Origin of the sequence: Algoriphagus algorifonticola, from assembly GCF_007655305.1 — a bacterium.
Classification (GTDB): Bacteria; Bacteroidota; Bacteroidia; order Cytophagales; family Cyclobacteriaceae; genus Algoriphagus; species Algoriphagus algorifonticola.
Genome location: NZ_VLOG01000055.1, coordinates 71,133 through 90,624, shown reverse-complemented (window position 1 = coordinate 90,624; position 19,492 = coordinate 71,133). Strand labels below are relative to the sequence as shown.

Here is a 19,492-nt window from a genome sequence, read left to right as displayed (position 1 = left end):
TTGATCAGAATTATGAAAAAACTTTTTTCAATTATACTGTTATTAGGCCTGATTGCCTGCCAAAGTGGTTCTGATCAATCGGAACTAACTGAAAGCAATTCCTACCTGGATTTTTCCAATCGGGATGATCAATGGGAGGGAGGGATAAAGATGATCCCTATACAAACACCTCTAGGTGAATTCAAGGTTTGGACCAAACGAGTGGGAAATAACCCCACCAAAAAAGTATTGCTGCTACATGGAGGTCCAGGCTGGACACATGAAATTTACTCTTCCTTTGATGGTTATTTGCCTCAAGAAGGAATAGAGTATATTTATTATGATCAATTAGGGTCTTACTATTCAGACCAGCCGGAAGATTCCAGCTTGTGGACAATTGAGCGCTTTGTAGATGAAGTAGAGCAGGTCAGGAAAGCCTTGAATTTGGGGCCGGATAATTTTTACCTCTACGGTCAATCTTGGGGAGGAATGTTGGCCATGGAATATGCATTTCGCCATCAGGATAAGCTGAAGGGGCTGATTATTTCCAATATGATGGCAAGTTTGGAAGATTACGAAAAGTATGCGAAGGAAGTGTTAGGCCCTCAAATGCCACAGGAGGTGTATGAAGAGGTGATGGAAATGGATAATAATCAAGATTTTGACAATCCTAGATATGGGGAATTATTGATGGAACATTACTATCCTGAGCATGTTCTGAGGAGGCCTTTGGATAAATGGCCGGAGGCTTTCAACAGAGCTATGAAGCATATGAATCCCGGTGTTTATGTGTACATGCAGGGATTTAGTGAATTCGGAATTACTCCCGGAGCAACATTAAAAGGCTGGGACGTCAAGGATCAGCTTAAATCTATCGAAGTTCCGACCTTAGTAGTAGGGGCTCAATATGATACCATGGATCCTGAACATATGAAATGGATGGCTTCGGAAGTTCAAAATGGAAGATATCTTCATTGTCCGGAAGGAAGTCATTTGGTTCAATATGACGATCCCTCACACTTTTTTCCGGGATTGATTCAATTTATAGAGGATGTGGATTCTGGAAGTTTTTAATCTTTCAATCACAAAACTTGATACACTACAATAAAGTGGGACAGAGTGCCTAGAAGTACGAATACGTGCCAAACCGTGTGAAAATAGCGTCTATTGCTCATGATGTAAAAAATCACCCCTAAGGTGTAACTCAAACCTCCTGCGGCCAGCCAGAAAATATTTTCGGGACTTAAGTTTTGGATGATGGAATCATAAATAAACACTGAGATCCAGCCCATCAAGAGGTATAAGCCAACTGATACAAATTTGAAACGGCCGGTGAAGAAGATTTTGAAGAGAGTTCCGACAAGAACAAAACTCCAGATCAATCCTAAAAAAGGCAGCGCTTCTTCCTTGGGCAGCACAGCCAAAACCATGGGTGTGTAAGTTCCTGCGATCAGGAAATAGATGGAAATATGATCGCTCTTTTGAAGGAGTGCTTTCCATTTTGGGTTAGATATAGCATGATAAAGGGTAGAGCTGGCATAGACCATCAACATTCCCAAACTGAAAGCAATAGCTGAAGCAAAAGTCCAGGAATCGTTGCTTTCAAAGGCTTTCCATAACAAAAAAGGAATTCCGATTAAGGCTAGAAGAATACCAATCCCGTGAGAAATTGCATTTGCAATTTCTTCCATTTTGGTTTGGGGACGTTTTGATTTTTTGCTTGCCATACTTAAATCGAAGAAAAATCAGGCCAAAATAGTTCGGGGAATAAAAAAATGAGGCTGTCTCATATATCGGTCTAATGTCAGCCTGAGCGCCTGCCTGACTTCAGGCAGGGAGTCGAAGGCTATTTCTATTGTTTTAAGCACATTTCGACTTCGCTCAATTGACAAGTTTCACCTTTGAGACAGCCTCAATAAGAAGTAATACTTTTTTATTTAGAACTGGCTTTTAAACTGTTCCATTTTTTGATCCACCATGGTATCAACAGGGAAAGAAACCATAACGCCTTCCCAAGCCATTGTCACGGTTGCTACCTTATTATCTCCTGCGGAAATATGATATTGCAATCTTTCGGTATTTCCACCTCTCGTGGTGGAGGCTTTGAATGCAACAGCATCATCTTTTGCAACAGCCTCTTCATCTATTTTACCGTCTTTCATGTAGGCAAAAACGGAAGCTGCCTTACTGTTTAGATGCACTGTCCAGTCGCCTGACTCAGTTGGAGTCATGAAAATAGAGTATTTACCTGCTCTAAGTGTTTTGCCGCCCACACTTACCGCTGTACTGAATTCAATCACGGTTTGAGCATTAGCGCCTGCTCTCCACGTTACCCCATACTTTTCTAATTCTCCAAAGATTTTTCTTCCTTTCACGGCAGGAGAGGAGTAATCAATGCTGATTTTAGTGAATCCTACAACCTGCGAAACTGAAGCTGCAGGGCTTAATGCCGGACTTTGCAACTGAGCAAAGGCTGAAAAAGAGGTTGCCACTAGTAGGGCAAACGCTAAAAAAAGAGATTTTGAATTTTTCATATCTGTTTGGTTTTGGGTTTTGTTTGGAAAGCTAACAAAAAATAAGGAAGCTTGTTTGAAGAGGGCTGTTCTTTATTTGATGCCCATATAAGACTTAATCAAAGCGTCAAAATCACCTAAGGATTTGTCTTCATATACTTTTATAAACTGACCAAACTGTAGAAATCCATAAATAAATGGGTTGGAAGACACTTGGTCATAGTTTTTATTGAAATATTCTTCTACCGTCATCCCTTTAGGTACCGGGTTTGGTAAGATACCCATGATGTGCTGCGCAAAATCATAACAAGATTTCAGGTTAGCCTCTTGCCCATGTTTTCTCCACCATTGCATTCCTATTTGATTGGCAAACAATTCATTTATGTAGGATCCTTTTTCGTCTCCTTTCACGAAAAACTGAACTCCGTGTCCCAGTTCATGAGGGAGGTAGAAACCATTGAAAAATAGTCCAAATAGGGTTTTCCCTGCCTCTTTAGATCCGCCCATTTGATCAAAAAAACCGATGGCTTCTTTTTGTAATTGATCCCAAAAAGGAAGGTTGACTGTTTTGGTGGAAGGGTCAAAGAATACTAATGCAGGGGTGGTGTTGATAATTACTTTTACATCAAATTTCTGATTTGGATTGATTTGATGAATATCTGCAACAAATTGTTCGGTGATATTTTTTCCATCTGCAATTAATTGATCAGTAGAGGAAAAAGTATGAAACCATTCATTGGGGATGGTTGACATAATTAGAAAATTTTGTGAATTTGAATATAGGAAATTAAAGAGCTAAATCTTGAATATAAGCTGTTTTCCAGTCCCAAAGAACAATTTCCCATTCCTCGTATTCGTCCTGAAAAGTATGGATGGTTTTAAAGCCAATCTTTTTGTGTGCCTTTAAGGAACGTAGGTTTTTCTTTGAGATTTCGGTAATGGCAAAGTCATACTCCTTGCTGAATAATTCTCTGTAAGCAGCATATGCATTTGCAAAGAGCCCTTGTGATCTGAATTCTTTGGCGACGCAAACCTGCCCGATCGCTAAGTAGCTATAGCTTGATACTTTCTGGCCTTTCCAATCTATTTGGTCAAACTGCTCAAACATGGGTAGCAACATCGGAATCGAGTTTTTTGAAGCATGCGGCATGGCTAAAATATAAGCTACTACTTCCTTGTCTTGGATGGCGATGAGTTGTTTTTCATACTCATTCAACTTTTTTAAATCCTCCAAACTGTGACAAACCCGAACGAAGCCTTCTTTTTGAATAGTTTCAGGACTTAGATTTTGCAAAAGATTGGCTTGCTGTAAAGCTATTATCCCCTTGAAATCCTCAATGTTATGAGCTGTTCTGAAGTAGTAGTCCATGATTGAAATAGAATGAAAGCAAGTGGAAAGTAACAGGTTTGACCTGATAAAAGTCAGGTTTTCAATCTGTTACTGTCATGAAATCGAGCACGACCCAAAGTGACACACAGAGAGACGCCTCGATGTATCGGGGAACCAATGCGAAGATTCCATCTGACCAATGAAAAACAATTTATAAACAGATGAAATTTAAAATTATTTGAAAAAAAACTTAGCACTGGAAGGTCAAACTCTTTTAAGTTCAGCTAAAAATTAGGCAAGAAAAATAAGGAAGGTCAGACCAACAGTAGCCTGACCTTTCCAAATTAGGGGTTTAATAATTTACTTGGCATTGAATGTAATATTTGCCAAAATAAATGTTCCAATTTCAGCTCCTCCTTGAGGCTCACTTACAATGTAAAGTTTATGCTTCTTTCCATCTATCTGGCCCGTGACAGGAATAGTTACCTGATCATAGATTACTGGCATTCCAGGCGCTTTTTGTTGGTTTCTCTGAACAAATGTGCCTTTCGCCAATACTTCACCAGTTGGACTATCCAACCTGATTTCGAAATCTACTCCCGTTTTCAAGGGCTCTACAGAAGCGGTAGTCAAGGTAACAGACCCAACCCCTGTCATGTCAGTAGCAGGTAAAGAAAAATGACCTTTTTGACCTGGCACCATCATCAAGTTATTGCCATCGAAGGACATTGAAGTATATCCTTCCATATCCCCTGATCTTCCTAAATCAATGGTATTGGCAGTCAAAACTATCGAGCTACTGCCTGACAAGGGTTTGATGTTTTCTCCACCTGCGTCGGTGTAGGATGCATTGATTATTAAGGCTCCTTTTGGTGAAGGGGTTTTGCCCAATGTTGGATCTAAACTGCCTTTAGAAGCTAAGCTAGGTTTTTGTTCACCTTTTAAAGAAAGTACATAGGTCACCAAAGCCTTCAAATCTGATTCTTTCAAATCTGGATTTGCTGGCATTACTGTTTCGCCCCAGACTCCTCCGCCACCATTTTTGATTTTATCCATCAAATAGGCAGCATCTCTATTTCTATACTTTTTGGCTACTTCTGTATAGGCAGGACCCACGGAAGCCTCGTTTTCTTTGTGGCAGGTTTTACAAGTAAGCGACTGTACCAGTGCTTTTCCAGTCATAGCTTCGCTCATTACTTTGTGGCCCATGTCTGCCTCTGCTTGATCCAACCCTTCGATGTAATCAGCAGCTACATACAAATTGCTCAAATCATTGGAAGCTTCAGGGTGGTTTTGGTCAGTTACCGTGATTTGGTAGTTTACTTTTCTACCAGGAAAATAGAAGGATTGATTACCCTCTACCTTTATACTCACTTCAGGAGCTACATTTCCCACATATACATTTGCTTTCGGTCCTTTTCCTTCCATCCCTGCCGGATCAGAAGCCATGACTGTTACTTCATATTCACCTACCGAATCAAAAGTGGTGGTAATCGTTGGTTCTGTGGTTTTTTCTGTTTTTCCATTTCCCAAGTCCCAAACATAGGTGATTGGGTCTTTTTCAGGATCTGAGGCTTGGGCAGTAAAGGTAACTGACAATGGTGCCAACCCGGAGGATTTATCTGCTGTTACAGATTCAACCACAGGAGGTCTATTTCCTCCGTTAAAATCTATTCTTGAAAGTCCGGCATCAGGATTTTTGGTAAACCAGCCATTTCCATATTCCAAAATATAAATTTTGCCATCAGGCCCCATTTCCATATCTATCAAGGAGTTGAATTTGGTATTTGGCATGAAAGGCTCCATTTTAGAGAAGTCACCGTTTTCTTCCATAGTAACTACTTTAACCCAACCTCTAATCCAATCATAAATGAAGAGTTTGCCGTCGAAATAATCCGGCATTTTACCTTCACTTTGATATAAATCGGAATAATAAACTGGTCCTGCCATTGCATTTCTACCTCCTGTTCCTACTTGTGGAAAGTCAGGTGATGCTGCATATGGATACCAAATGAATGCCGCTTGGGTGGCAGGTAATTCTTTGAGACCTGTATTATGAGGTGAATTATTTACTGGCTTTGCAGGATCGAACTTCAATCCGGATTTTCCAGCGGCGTAATCATACTCAAAATAGGTGTAGTTATTTCCAATAGCATAAGGCCATCCAAAATTACCGGCTGTTCTTGCTTGATTGACTTCGTCATAGCCTCTCGGGCCCTTGCTGTCTAATGAATCATTGCTGGCATCGGGACCTACTTCACCCCAGTATAGAAAACCTGTTTTTTGGTCTACGGCAATTCTGTATGGGTTTCTATTTCCTTGAACATATATTTCAGGTCTGGTATTAGCAGTGCCTTCGGGATAAAGATTGCCTGCAGGGATAGTGTAAGAACCGTCATCTTGGACTTTGATTCTAAGGATTTTTCCTCTTAGGTCGTTGGAGTTTCCTGAACTTCTTCTGGCATCCCATTGCTTTCTTCCCTCTCTTCCGTCCAAAGGAGCAAAGCCACTCAAGACATATTGGGAATCATTTTGATTGAACGGGGTAGAGTTGTCACCAGTCGATAAATAAAGGTTTCCATCCTTATCAAATGCGATGGAACCACCAGTATGACAACAAATATTTCTATCTGAAGCGACGTCTAAGATTACTTTTTCTGAACTCATATCCCAAACACCGTCTTTGAAGACAAATCGGGAAAGTCTGTTTATCTCCGCATCACCTGCTGGAGAATAGTAAACAAAGACAAAGTTATTGGAAGCATAGTTGGGGTCTTTCTGGATTCCCATCAATCCCTCTTCAGCATTTACTCCGGGTACTTCAGATTTCCAATAAACATTCAGTTTGGCTACTTCTTCTAGCTTCTCGGTTTCATTATTAAAATAAAGAATTTCACCTCTTCTTTGAGCCACCAAAATATCCAGGTTGGGTAAAATGGTCATTTCAGTAGGCTCGGTAAACTCACCCATGGAAAGGTAAGTCTTGGTAAAGCGATTTTCCTCTGGAGCCCTCTTACTTGTGGCTGCGGTATAATCCAATTCCAGATTTTCGCCGATTGCATATTGAATCCCCGCCAATAAATGTTTGAGAAAGTCTTCTTCCTGATAGGACTCCTTGGTATGGCCACCACCGGTATAAAATGCTCTTCCTCCATCAAAGTCATGATACCATGCGATTGGGTGCTCTCCCATATCCAGTCCTCCTTGGTAAGAAGACTCGTCCAGCATTAAAAGTTTTTTGGTATCGGGGTTTACCTTTTTATAGCTGTACCACTCGTCTGTTCTTTCCCATGATTCAGGAAGAAAATTGACGGAAGGGTGTTTTTCAGCAGTTCGTGTTACGATTCCCTTCTGAACATTTGGATGAGGGTCATTGATACCCGGGTGATCTGCGAAATAGCCGCCAACCAATTTCCCGTACCAGCCCCACTCGTATTCCGTGTCAGCAGCTGCGTGAATTCCCACATAGCCACCGCCTGATTGAATATATCTTTCGAAATCAGCTTCCTGATAGTGATCCAATACATCTCCAGTAGTGCTAAGCCAGATTACCGCAGCATATTTGGCCAAGTTTTCCTCATTGATGTCTTCTGCATTCTGGGTTTGATCCACATCAAAGCCATTTTCAGCTCCCAACTTCTGAATTGCTGCTATTCCATCCGGGATAGATTCATGAACAAATCCAGCTGTTTTACTGAAAATAAGGACTTTAGGGTTTCCTTCTCTTTTGTTTTTACAGGCAGAAAATGCCAGCAATACTACCAAAAAAAGGAGAAATAGGTTTTTAAGGGTTTTTGAGAAATTCATTACTGTATAATTTTAAGCAAAATAGGGAATTCTAAAATTCCGCCTGCTAAGTAATTGAATTTCGGTGATTTTCGAAGATGAATAGCTCTATTTTTTCAAATTGAGACAATAAAAAATTAAAATCTGATAAGCATTGGTTTATCAGATTAGTAAGAAAGTCTTTTATAAGACTTAAGCTTGTCTATTGGATGACTTCCTTGGTACCAAGGTGGTTTCCAAAACAATGGAAATAGGATCGTCTGAAGCTAGGCCATCCAATTGATCTAAAAGATGGCTTACTGCCAATTTTCCCATTTCATAGCCGGGTTGAGATACTGTAGTCAAAGGCGGTTCTACTACCGCCGATGTAGGGTTGTTTGTAAATCCTGCAAGGGCGATTTCCTCTGGAACTTTAAGTCCAATAGATTTCCAGTAGGTTAAGACATCTACCGCAACCGGATCTATCATACAAAAAACTGCATCAGGACGAGATTTCATCGCTGCAATTTCTTTGGCTACTTCTATATTTCCCTCTAGAGTCAAATCGGTGACTTTAATAAAGTCAGAGTTTTCCTTAATTCCGTACTCATTAAGGGCTTTTAGATAGCCTTCTTTTCTCTTTTTAGAAATATATAGGTCTTCAGGTCCGGAAACGAATACAATATTTCTACATCCCATTTCCAAAAGGTGATGAGTCACCTGATACGCGCCGCCTGCATCATTGAAAGTCACTTTGGACACAGGGATGTCCTCCTGAACACGATCAAAAAGGACAAAAGGGATTTCTCGGCTATAGAGCTCGTAGAGATGTTCGTAGTGATTGGTTTCTCTACTCAAAGAGATCAAAAGTGCATCTACCTGAGAGGCAACTAAGGTTCTGATATTGGCAATTTCCTGATCAATGGATTCATTGGATTGACATATCATTACATTATACCCTCTTTTATTGGCGTGATCCTGAATGCCACTAATACAGGATGCAAAGAAGTGGGAGGTAATTTCAGGCACAATCACTCCAAGGGTTTTGGTTCGGCTGATTCTAAGACTCTGCGCCAAGAGATTGGGTTGATAGTTCATCTCCTTTGCCATCTCCACAATCTTCCGCTTGGTTTCTGGATGTAACTCAGGAGAATCTTTCAATGCACGAGAAATGGTGGAAACGGATACCCCCAGTTTCTTCGCAATTTCCTTCATGGTAACCTGATGCCCTTTTTTCATGTGTTTAAAATCGTTTCTCAGAAGTCACATGGAATCTCGAATAAATTATAATCGTCCTGGTGTGTGTCGGATCCGATATGCTCGATTTCATCTGTCTCTAAATTGTCTATTTCAGTTTCAGCAAAACTTAATTTCCAAATTTATAATTGCAATCGTCAACAATTGTTTGAATTGCAATAAAATCAGTTGAAAATTTTATTCCTGATAAACTGTAAATAAAACAGTTTCTCCGACAGCTTGCAAGGATCTTGCATCAATCAGTTCCATATTATCCTGATGAGTATGGTGATATAGGCCAAAACCGTAGTCTGGAGAGAACTCAATGATGTCAATCATCGGAATTCCAGCATCCTCGTTAACAAATACATGGTCGTCCAAGATCTCTGGGGCATTTCTGTTGATAAAAAAGGCTGAATGTCCAATTTTAGCGGCGTTGTCCCAGACTTTCTTCAAAATTCCTGAGGCATATTGGCGGGAGTATCCTTCTTTGAAAAATCTAGCTCCCTTGGCACCAACCAAGTCCACTAAAATGCCATAATAAGCGGTATAGTTTGCCTGATGCTTGTTTTTTGACCAGTACTGCGAGCCTAAACACCACCAGATTTGTGAATTATTTCTAGCTCTGGAAGTTTCAGGCTCCCCATCATCTTCCCCGTCAAAGAGGATGATATCTATGCCTACATCCGGTTTTAATCCCTGAGCTTGAATTACCCGGGCAATTTCCAATAAAACTCCAACTCCTGAACCTCCATCATTGGCTCCGTCAATTGGTTCATCGATCCTGTCAGTATCTTTATCTGCGATTCTTCGGGTATCCCAATGGGCAGCGAGCAATATTCTCTTTTCCGCCTCTGGTTTAAAAGAAGCGATGATATTAGTGAGGTCCCAATTGAGTCCATCATAAGTTTTAGCTTGAAAATCCTGAGTTTGTACAGACCAGCCCCAATTTTCAAACTGGGAGATCAACCACTTTTTGGTGTTTTCATGCGCTTCGGTTCCTGGTACTCTCGGCCCAAAATCCACTTGTTTTTGCACAAAAGCATAAGCAGAATCTGCACTGAAGCTTGGGTAAGGCTTTACAGGTTCCTCGCTGCTATTGGATTGTTGAGTACTTTTTTCTCCTGAGCAAGCTCCAAAAAGAATTAATAGTAAGAGAATCCAGAGTTTATTCTTCATATGCCCAGTCAATTTTGTCTTTCATATCTTTTATTACAAATCCCATGGACTTCAAGCCTGCCCTGATTTCATCCACCTTGGCATAATCTCTAGCTTTCTTAGCTTCTCCATACAATTGCAGCAATAAGTCAAGCATATTTTCCTGAACATCGCTTTTTTCTTCAACCAAGCCTAGTATTTCGGTCACAAAAGTGATGTAGTTATCTTTTAACTGATCAAATACCTCTTTCCCTAGGGAGGCGGATTTTAGTTGGCCTGTAAAGATGGAGTTGATCTTTTTAAGCAAATTAAATAAATGTCCAATCGCCTGAGCAGTATTGAAATCATCGTCCATGGCCCTGTAGGCATTAGCGATACTGGACTCAATCTGCTTGATTTGATTTTCATCCAGAGCAATACCTTCCTCTGATTGATATTCTAAATTTCTGGCAATTCTCAATCCATTGATAATCTTCTTATAGCCTTTTTGAGCAGCCTGAAGAGCTTCATTGGAGAAATCCAAGGTAGATCGGTAGTGGGCAGTCAATATAAAATAGCGAATGGTCATCGGGCTGTATGCCTGTTCCAATAAGTCATGCTTCCCGGTGAACAATTCCTGAAGGGTAATAAAATTCCCCAAGGATTTGCCCATTTTCTGCCCATTGATGGTAATCATGTTATTGTGCATCCAGTAACGGGCCGGATCTCTGTGATTGCAGGCATTTCCCTGTGCTATTTCACATTCGTGATGAGGAAACATCAAGTCCATACCGCCTCCATGTATATCAAATTGACTTCCCAGGTATTTGGAGCTCATCGCTGTACACTCTAAATGCCAACCAGGAAAGCCCAATCCCCAAGGAGACTCCCACTTCATTAGATGCTCAGGTGCAGCGTTCTTCCATAATGCAAAATCTACCGCATTTCGTTTCTCACCCTGTCCATCCAAATCCCTACTTCCGCTCATTAACTCTTCCAGTACTCTTCCGGAAAGCTTCCCGTACTTATAGGTCTTATTGTATTTCAATACATCGAAATAAACTGAACCATTTACTTCATAGGCCAAACCTTCTTTTAGAATCGCCTCAACCAAAGCGATTTGTTCTGGAATATGGCCTGTGGCACGAGGTTCAATGTTTGGTTTCAGAGTATTCAACAAAGCCATATCTCTGTGATAAGTATCCGTGTATTGCTGGGCTACTTCCATAGGTTCCAACTGCTCTAGTTTGGCTTTTTTGGCAATCTTATCTTCTCCTTCATCCGCATCACCCTGCAAGTGACCTACATCGGTAATGTTTCTGACATAGCGAACTTTATATCCTAAATGAGTCAAATATCTATTGACTGTATCAAAAGTGATTGCAGGCCTGCCATGCCCTAAGTGCGCATCGCCGTATACGGTCGGACCACAAACATACATTCCCACAAATGGAGGATTGATTGGTTGGAATTCTTCTTTATCCCTGGAAAGGGTATTGTAGAGTTTGAGTTGGTGCGATTTCATAATATATACGAAGTACTAGTACAAGGTACCAAGTACAGGATGATTCCTTAATTTTATTTGAATTGCAAATTAGGAGAAAATTAAAGCAGATTAAAGGATCAATTGTAAAGTTTAAGAAGGTGAATGTTGATTAGTTCATCTCTAAAGACTCAATCAGCTTTCCTAGGACTTCAAAATAAAAAGACTCTCAGTTCCGAAGCGAAACCAAGAGTCTTATTTAAGGCATCTCTTATCTAGCCTCTAGCTTCTTTTTTTCTTAGATCAATGCTTAAAGTGTCTGACTCCAGTCATCACCATGCTCATGCCGTGGGCATCACAGAAGGCAATGCTGTCTTGGTCCTTGATAGATCCTCCAGGTTGAACAACTGCTGTGATTCCTGCTTCATGTGCAATTTCCACACAATCTGGGAATGGGAAGAAAGCATCGGAGGCCATCACAGCACCTTTCAAGTCAAAACCAAATTCATTGGCTTTAATGATTGCTTGCTTCAAAGCGTCTACTCGGGAAGTTTGACCTACACCTGAAGCAAAGAGCTGATTATCATTGCTCAACACGATGGTATTGGATTTGGTGTGCTTACAAACTTTTGCAGCAAAGACCAAGGCATCCATTTCCTTATCAGAAGGAGCTTTTTGTGTGGCTACTTTAAAGTCTGCCTTGCTTTCTGTTGCCAAATCCTTGTCTTGCTCGATTACTCCATTCAGCAAGGTTTTGATCATTTTGGTACCAGGCAAAGCCATCTTTTGGCGAAGTAGGATTCTGTTTTTCTTGCCCTTCAAAATTTCCAAAGCTTCCTCCGTAAATTCTGGTGCAATTAATACTTCGAAAAACAAAGAATGCATTTCTTCAGCCGCAGCCTTGTCTACAGTCTGGTTGGTCACCAAAACTCCTCCGAATGCAGAGAGCGTGTCAGCAGCAAATGCTTTTTGATAGGCTTCTTTTACTGTAGAGGCCGTAGCACAGCCGCAGGCATTAGTATGTTTTAAGATCGCAAAGGCTGTTTGATCAGGAAACTCAGCGATAAGGTTTACTGCAGCGTCTACGTCTACTAGATTATTGTAGGAAAGCTCTTTTCCGTTTAATTGGTCAAAAAGTTGCTCCAAGTCGCCATAGAAATGAGCAGCCTGATGTGGGTTTTCACCATATCGAAGAGCTTTGGATTTACTTTCAGATACTTTCAATGCCGGGATATTTTCGCTTTGATTGAAGTAGTTGAAAATATGGGTGTCATAATTGGATGAAACCTGAAATGCCTGAGCGGCAAAATATCTTCTATCTTCCAAGGTAGTTCCACCGTCTTGCTCAGTCAATTTTGCCTCTAATTCAGCATATTGATTCTTTGAGGCTATGATGGTCACATCTTTGAAGTTTTTGGCAGCTGCACGAATCAAAGAAATACCACCAATGTCGATTTTTTCAATGATATCTGCCTCGGAAGCACCAGAAGCTACTGTTTCCTCAAAAGGATACAAGTCCACAATCACCAAGTCAATAGCGGGAATTTCGAATTCGGCTGCTTGTGAAAGGTCTCCTTCATTTTCTCTTCTGTAAAGAATACCTCCAAATACTTTTGGGTGAAGGGTTTTCACTCTCCCTCCAAAGATAGAAGGGTAGGAGGTTAGCTCTTCTACAGGAATAACTTCAGCTCCTTGATCTTCGATGAATTTCTGGGTGCCACCGGTGGAGTAAATTGTTACTCCGTGTTTTTTCAATAGGGCAATAATAGGTTCGAGATTGTCTTTATAAAAGACTGATATAAGGGCAGATTGAATTTTTTTGACAGCCATTTTTGGAATGGGTTGGGATGAATTTCAATGAAGCTGCAAAGGTAGGAAAAAATGGGTAAAGACTCTGAGAAAAGGGTGATAAGAAAAGGAGCTGTCTCAAAAGTGCAATTTGTCACATTGAGCGAAGTCGAAATGTAGGCCAAAACGATAGAAATGGCCTTCGCCTCCGCTCAGGCTTACACTAGACCTGTTTATGAGACCGCCTCTTTTATCAGTCCTTCGGGGATGAAAAGTTCTTATTCCTCTTCTTGATATTCTCCGAATATCATGTTTTCAATTTTCCAGTTTTGGTCATTTTGCAATTTCCAAACAGTCGTGAATATTCCTTTGTCTGTACCTAATAATGAATCATTTTTAACAATATCCAGTGAATAAGTCCCCGAGTAATATGCTAAATTTTGACCATTGCCCGAAGAAATTTTAAATGTTTGGAGATTGGATACATTGGGGAGATTATTTTTTACCCATTTAAACATGATGGAGTCTTTTCCTGTCATGATATAATTGGTTGAAAAAATCACTACACTTTGTTCGTTAAAGAAATCCGAAATAGCCGTAGAATCTTTGGAGTTCCAGGCCTTGTTCCAAACTTGGATAAGAGAGTCTGCGGAAACTGTTTCTTGAAGATTTGTACTTATTTCTTGCTTAGGAGTTTGACATGAAAACCCTAATAAAAGTAATCCAAGAATTAGGGGAAGCTGGGTGTTTGTGATGAATGATTTCATGATTGAATCCAGGTTGGGGATTTGTGGTTTTGTTATTTTTTTTAAGTAAAAGTACTGATAGCTAGAGTAGTTAGTTAAGTCTTGCTATTATTAGAAAAAGTAGTGTAAAATTTTGAAATAAACTACTGAAAATGAATTAATTATATAGAATAAAGCTTAAGGGTTACAACCCAAAAAAATGATATACCTTGAATTTGAAGTTAGTTTACATTCCTTCTTAAATGATAAATTTTGAGGGAAAAGTAGTTTTTTTGAAAAAAGATAGAATCTACAGCAAACTTTCAATCACCTCTGGGAAATATCGATGTTCTAAGGCATGAACTTTCTGAGCGATAGTTTCCGGGCTATCCTCTTTGGAGACTGGGGTTGCTGCCTGAAAAATGATTTTTCCTTCGTCGTAGTGCTCATTGACCAAGTGAATAGTAATTCCTGTCTGCTGGTCACCGTTAGCCTTCACTGCTTGATGGACATGCATACCGTACATTCCCTTTCCCCCATATTTTGGAAGTAGGGCAGGATGAATATTAACCATCTTTTCAGGGAAAGCTCGAATCAATTCATCCGGGATTTTCAATAAAAAGCCTGCTAAAATGACCCAATCGATTTGTTCTTCCTTTAGTTTATTTAATAGTACTCCCGCTTCCATTTCTTTTTTGGAAAAAGTAAATGTGGGAACATCAAACTCTTTTGCTCTTTCTAAAACAAAGGCCTCGGATTTATTAGAGGCAATAAGCACTACCTTTCCTTTGGTAGATTTTTGAAAATGCTCCATGATTTTTTCAGCATTGGAGCCGCTACCGGAAGCAAGGATTGCAAGTCTTTTCATCTGTTTATAATTTGTTTTTCAAAGGTCAGATGGAATCTTCGCATTGATGATTATAATCGTCTCTCTGTGTGTCACTTTGGGTCGTGCTCGATTTCATCTGATTATAATTTGCTTTTTAGAGGTCAGATGGAATGCCCTACCCCGATTTATCGGGGCATCCCCCTCCCTATCCGCCGCGGCGGACGGGACAAGTTGTTTGAGATTTATTCTCATGGGCATTTCACAGGTTGTTTGTTCAATTGAAAAGTAAAAATAAAAAAGGCTTCCCGATTACCAAGAAGCCTTTCTTTTCATCTGTTTATAATTTGTTTTTCAAAGGTCAGATGGAATCCCTGCCTGCGGCAGGCAGGTCGCACCACTTCCCCGATACATCGGGGAATGCATGTGTGTGAGGTTCCATCGTGCTCGATTTCATCTGTTTATAATTTGTTTTTTATATGTCAGATGGAATGCCCAGGATAATCATCCCCTCCCTATCCGCCGCGGCGGACGGGACAAGTTGTATGAGATTTTTCCTCGTGGGCATTTCAATGAGTTTATTTAATAAGCGGGAAACTCCTGCTGAAGGCCTTTGAAGGCATCTATCATTTCCCAACTTGGTCTATAGAAGGTATTTATCATTCTTCCGCTGACAGTACCATTCTGAATATATTGCAGCGCTGCCGCTAATCTTAAGTCTTTGGTGTCTCCCCAAGGAACCTGCGGGCTATCTCCCACAGAGAAATTAGCTGGAAATCCGTCAAAATAATCTGCTTTCCCCTCTGAGTTGGCAGTCGCAAAGGTGATTGGGACAAGTTCAACGTTGTTCTCCGCTAGGGTTCTGTTGAATCGGGAAAGTGGAAATGAACCTACAGGCTTACCGAAAGTATTATCGCCAATAAGTATCAATTCCATATAGGGATTTAATGAATTAATAACTAATTCGGAAGCTGAAGCAGAACCTCTACTGGTGATAAAGATTATTCGGTTTAAAGCTAGATTTCCTTTTTTAGAGAAATTTTCAGAATCGTTCAGACTACTTTTTAGGCTGTTTAATTTATTGGTGTACATCAACTTGTTGCTATTGGATGCCTGGATCAGGTAATTATTGATCTGCTCTGCAACGGCTACCGAACCACCGCCATTATACCTTAAGTCGATGATTAATTCATTGATGTTTTGCTCCATAAAGAAATTCATGGAGTTTTCTACCTCTTGACTTCGGGTAGGTGTTAAGCCTGATGTGGCTTTGAAACTCTGATATACCCAATAGCCCACCTTCTTGGCTCCGATAGTATATACATTTTGAAATAATACCGAGTTGGATTGGTATTCTGCCTTGACATTGGTTCGCGTTGTGGTGGTTCCGTCAGGCAGTCTGAACTTGAATGTGTTGGAGATTCCGGGGTCAGGAGGACCTAATTTAAAATCATATCCACCACTTGATGTCTTGTAATCCACCAAAGGTTTCCCATTGATCTCAAGGATTTCCCAACCTCTTTTCCAACCGTCCTTTCCTGCTGGTGCCTCATTAAATACAAATGTAAGATATAGCCTTTCTTCTGCGTCGAAAGCAAAACCAAAGCCATGCCCCGCATTTCTTCCGACAAAGGCATTATTGAAAGCTTCCTGGGTAGTTAGGTAGGAAAATCTGTCTAAAGGTTTAAATAGGAGAGCATCCAGAAATTCTTCATTGCTGGAGAAATCTAAAGTGTTTACAGTTCCCGGAAGTTCTTGGTTCCAATAATACCATTCCTTCATGGTTTCAAATATAGCCCCTCGCACTGCATCTGCCTGGGGACTGGGATTGGGATCATCCTTAGGCTCACAGGCCCAAAATCCCAACACAAGCAGAGCAAATATCCACTTCACATTTTTCATAGTTACTTATTTAGAATGGCAATAATAAAGTCAGAACTGTCTTAGTATGCTGATTTTTGTGTAACCTTTAAACCTTAAATTCTTTGGCTGAGATCTAATTCTTCAGGATAAATTGACAAGTCTTGAATTAAGTACGGTAAAATAAAGAAAATGGATGTTTAAATTGCTATGTCATAAACTTTTACAGTGCTCCACATAGAAGAGTATTTTTCAATAAACTCTAGGTGTAATGGGTCTTTTTGGTAAACCAATTGATCCTCCAAACTATCAAAAAACAGGGTACATGAAACCTGCCAGGAATGATCAACCACATCTCTTTTCTCTGTTTCAGCAGGCGTACCGGCTATGAATTTTCCTACGGTCTTGCATCTTCCCAACATAGGAACAGCTTGGGTTAAAAATTCCTCTTTATTGGCTGTGTCATGTAGCCAAAAATAAACTTGGTGAATCATGGGTTGTTTTGCCATTTCTTTTGCGATTGTTTGAATAGGTAAGACAGCAGCAGCACTTGCTACGCTGAGATGTTTGAGAAAGGTTCTTCTAGATTTCATCTGTTTATAATTTGTTTTTCAGTGGTCAGATGAAATCCCTGCCTGCGGCAGGCAGGTCGCACAATTTACAATCATTCCAGTGTGTGTCGCTTGCGTCGTGCTAGATTTCATGTGAGAAATAAGTAAAGCGAGCTAAATATAAGGATTTATAAAATCTAGACTGGAGAAGTCCTTAGCAAATTGATCAAGAGCAGAGGATTCTTTTAGGGGTACAAAACCTCGATTGAACCTTTTTTCTTATCCCTCATTTAAGTAAATTTTGATAATTTAGTACTCTAGTTTGATCACCTAACACATAGCTATTTACTTTTATGAATTTCAGAAAACTTGGAAAAACCGGTTGGGAAGTATCAGAAATAAGTTTGGGAACATGGCAAGTTGGAGGAGGATGGGGAGGTCCTTTTGATCCTAAAATTGCAGAGCAAATACTGCATACGGCATTCGATCGAGGGATCAATTTTGTAGATACTGCAGATGTTTATGATGGTGGTCTCAGCGAGGCGGCAGTAGGTAAAGTGGTTCGGGAGCGATCTGAAAAAATATATGTCGCCACTAAGTGCGGCAGGAGAATTCAGCCTCATGCTAATGAGGGCTATACTCCAGAAAGGCTCAGAAAATTTGTGGAAGACAGCTTGAGTAATACAGGACTGGAGCGTTTGGATCTTATCCAACTGCATTGCCCTCCCAGTCAGGTTTATCATCGAGATGAGATTTTCGGTCTTTTTGAAGATTTGAAAAAGGAAGGTAAAATAGCGGCTATGGGAGTGAGCGTGGAAAAAATCAATGAAGCCATGACCGCAATGAAGTATGATATTGTATCTACTGTTCAGATTATTTTCAACATGTTTCGTCAAAGACCCTCTGAAGTCTTTTTCAAACATGCCCGAGTTAATGAAGTAGGGGTGATAGTCAGGGTTCCTTTAGCCAGTGGCCTACTTACTGGAAAAATCAGTCAGGAAACCAGTTTTTCAAAAGATGATCACAGGCATTTTAATAGAGAGGGAAAAGCCTTTGATAAAGGAGAGACTTTTTCAGGGGTTCCTTTGGAGGTAGCTTTTCCAGCGGTGGAAAAACTGAAAGAGGTATTTGGGGAAAACCTGGCTAAAGCTGCCTTGCAATGGGTTTTGATGTTTGGGGAGGTGAGTACAGTTATCCCTGGTGCCAGTAAAATGGAGCAAGTGATTCAAAACTTAGAAGCAGGTCAGGCTAAACCATTAAGTACCCATCAGATGAAAGTAGTGGAGGAGGTATACGAGGAGTTTATCAAAAAAGAGGTACATCATCTTTGGTGAAAAAAATAAGGGTTGCTTTCAAGTGTGCAACCCTTATTTACTCGAAAGTAGAGAATCTTAGTTTATTCTATTTTTTACAAACTGATGATTTTCGGTAAGCATTTGGTAATTAGTGATTCCATTTCCGTCTCTTTCCATGAGAACTATGGAGTTGTCGTCATATTTTACAACTTTCAGCTGGTTTGATTTTGTTCTCAAATCCCGGATAGTAACATAGATTCCATCTTCTTCACGAGTGATTTTATCTATGTTGACGAATTCTCTCAGACCCTTTTCATTAATAACAGAGATAGTGCTCACATTTGGAGACCATCCATTTCTTTTCAAGGTGATTTTTTGAAAAGGAGTTATCTTTTGATTGATCAAAACTTGCTCTATTTCATCCAAATCCAAACTTTCATTAGAAAAAGCCATTCCGGAATAGGATGTTTGAGTGCTATTTCCTGGAGTGTACTCATTTCCATATTGATTTCCCCTTTGATATTGATTGCCTATATAGATTGCATTGGCACCTAGCATGGCAGCTTCGTATTTCAATTTGGTCAATGCCCGATTATTGACATTGTTGATACTGGAAAGAGTGGTTACTCCTGTTGCTTTTGAAAAAAGACTTCCCAAATTATGAAGTCCTAGCATTTCGTCCGGGTTGAATGTGATATACACATTCTCCACATCCAAAATATTTTTTATCGGTTTAAGGGGGGAGTTGAATTTTTCTACTCTTCCACTTTCAAATTCAACTTTAGTAACCAAAAATTTATTGATGGTGTAGATTACCTCTTCTCCAGGGTGCGTGTATTTAATATTTGACTGTCCGATTTCTTTGACATTGACCTCTTTGGTTCCATCGCTGAGGTAGATAATATCATTCTTAGATTGTGATATTCCTTTACTAATTGTAAAAAAAGCTAGGAAAACTAGTGATAGATAGCGCATAGTAATTAAAATTGAAATTTAAAGAATAC

At 40.1% G+C, this 19,492-nt stretch carries 16 protein-coding genes; 2 read left to right on the top strand and 14 right to left on the bottom strand.

Features of this window, described 5'->3' with window-relative positions; all coding sequences use genetic code 11:
- Positions 1-12 precede the first annotated feature (12 nt).
- On the top strand, positions 13-1,053 hold the full coding sequence (locus tag FL972_RS15215) for a proline iminopeptidase-family hydrolase (protein WP_144606603.1): 1,041 nt from the start codon (positions 13-15) through the stop codon (positions 1,051-1,053).
- Positions 1,054-1,061: 8 nt separating this feature from the next.
- Here FL972_RS15215 and trhA read toward each other — a convergent pair whose 3' ends face one another.
- The 13 genes from trhA to FL972_RS15150 form a co-directional block, all read right to left on the bottom strand.
- On the bottom strand, positions 1,062-1,670 hold the full coding sequence (gene trhA, locus FL972_RS15210; protein WP_186300128.1) for a PAQR family membrane homeostasis protein TrhA: 609 nt from the start codon (positions 1,668-1,670) through the stop codon (positions 1,062-1,064).
- A 246-nt stretch (positions 1,671-1,916) separates the two neighbouring features.
- Positions 1,917-2,513 carry a DUF2911 domain-containing protein gene (locus tag FL972_RS15205; protein ID WP_144606599.1) on the bottom strand — a complete coding sequence of 199 codons (597 nt, stop codon included), beginning with the start codon at positions 2,511-2,513 and terminating at the stop codon, positions 1,917-1,919.
- A gap of 72 nt (positions 2,514-2,585) precedes the next feature.
- Positions 2,586-3,245, bottom strand: coding sequence for a hypothetical protein (locus FL972_RS15200; RefSeq protein ID WP_144606597.1), 660 nt, complete (start codon positions 3,243-3,245; stop codon positions 2,586-2,588).
- A gap of 34 nt (positions 3,246-3,279) precedes the next feature.
- Complete coding sequence (locus tag FL972_RS15195) at positions 3,280-3,861, bottom strand: GNAT family N-acetyltransferase (RefSeq protein WP_144606595.1); 582 nt, start codon at positions 3,859-3,861, stop codon at positions 3,280-3,282.
- 321 nt (positions 3,862-4,182) lie between these two features.
- Positions 4,183-7,629, bottom strand: coding sequence for a ThuA domain-containing protein (locus FL972_RS15190; protein WP_144606593.1), 3,447 nt, complete (start codon positions 7,627-7,629; stop codon positions 4,183-4,185).
- 171 nt (positions 7,630-7,800) lie between these two features.
- Positions 7,801-8,826, bottom strand: a complete 1,026-nt coding sequence (locus FL972_RS15185) for a LacI family DNA-binding transcriptional regulator (protein WP_144606591.1) — start codon at positions 8,824-8,826, stop codon at positions 7,801-7,803.
- A gap of 195 nt (positions 8,827-9,021) precedes the next feature.
- Positions 9,022-10,002 (bottom strand): M28 family peptidase, encoded by a 981-nt coding sequence (locus FL972_RS15180; protein ID WP_144606589.1) that lies wholly within the window; start codon positions 10,000-10,002, stop codon positions 9,022-9,024.
- Entirely contained in the window at positions 9,992-11,485 is a 1,494-nt protein-coding gene (gene cysS, locus FL972_RS15175) for a cysteine--tRNA ligase (RefSeq protein ID WP_144606588.1), read from the bottom strand. The genes FL972_RS15180 and cysS overlap by 11 nt, the downstream gene beginning before the upstream one ends.
- A gap of 261 nt (positions 11,486-11,746) precedes the next feature.
- Positions 11,747-13,273: a bifunctional phosphoribosylaminoimidazolecarboxamide formyltransferase/IMP cyclohydrolase gene (gene purH / locus FL972_RS15170; RefSeq protein ID WP_144606586.1), complete on the bottom strand. Its 1,527-nt coding sequence runs from the start codon at positions 13,271-13,273 to the stop codon at positions 11,747-11,749.
- Between the two features lie 236 nt (positions 13,274-13,509).
- Positions 13,510-13,998: a YybH family protein gene (locus FL972_RS15165; protein WP_144606584.1), complete on the bottom strand. Its 489-nt coding sequence runs from the start codon at positions 13,996-13,998 to the stop codon at positions 13,510-13,512.
- Positions 13,999-14,266: 268 nt separating this feature from the next.
- A complete protein-coding gene (gene purN, locus FL972_RS15160; RefSeq protein WP_144606582.1) occupies positions 14,267-14,824 on the bottom strand; it encodes a phosphoribosylglycinamide formyltransferase in 558 nt (185 codons plus the stop codon).
- Between the two features lie 540 nt (positions 14,825-15,364).
- Positions 15,365-16,684, bottom strand: coding sequence for a S41 family peptidase (locus tag FL972_RS15155; RefSeq protein WP_144606580.1), 1,320 nt, complete (start codon positions 16,682-16,684; stop codon positions 15,365-15,367).
- A gap of 158 nt (positions 16,685-16,842) precedes the next feature.
- Positions 16,843-17,235 carry a Dabb family protein gene (locus tag FL972_RS15150; RefSeq protein WP_144606579.1) on the bottom strand — a complete coding sequence of 131 codons (393 nt, stop codon included), beginning with the start codon at positions 17,233-17,235 and terminating at the stop codon, positions 16,843-16,845.
- Positions 17,236-17,546: 311 nt separating this feature from the next.
- Between FL972_RS15150 and FL972_RS15145 the strand changes: the two genes are divergently transcribed.
- A complete protein-coding gene (locus FL972_RS15145) occupies positions 17,547-18,527 on the top strand; it encodes an aldo/keto reductase (RefSeq protein ID WP_144606576.1) in 981 nt (326 codons plus the stop codon).
- Between the two features lie 57 nt (positions 18,528-18,584).
- Here the strand turns inward: FL972_RS15145 and FL972_RS15140 are convergent, their stop codons facing one another.
- Positions 18,585-19,463, bottom strand: coding sequence for a hypothetical protein (locus FL972_RS15140; protein ID WP_144606574.1), 879 nt, complete (start codon positions 19,461-19,463; stop codon positions 18,585-18,587).
- Positions 19,464-19,492 lie beyond the last annotated feature (29 nt).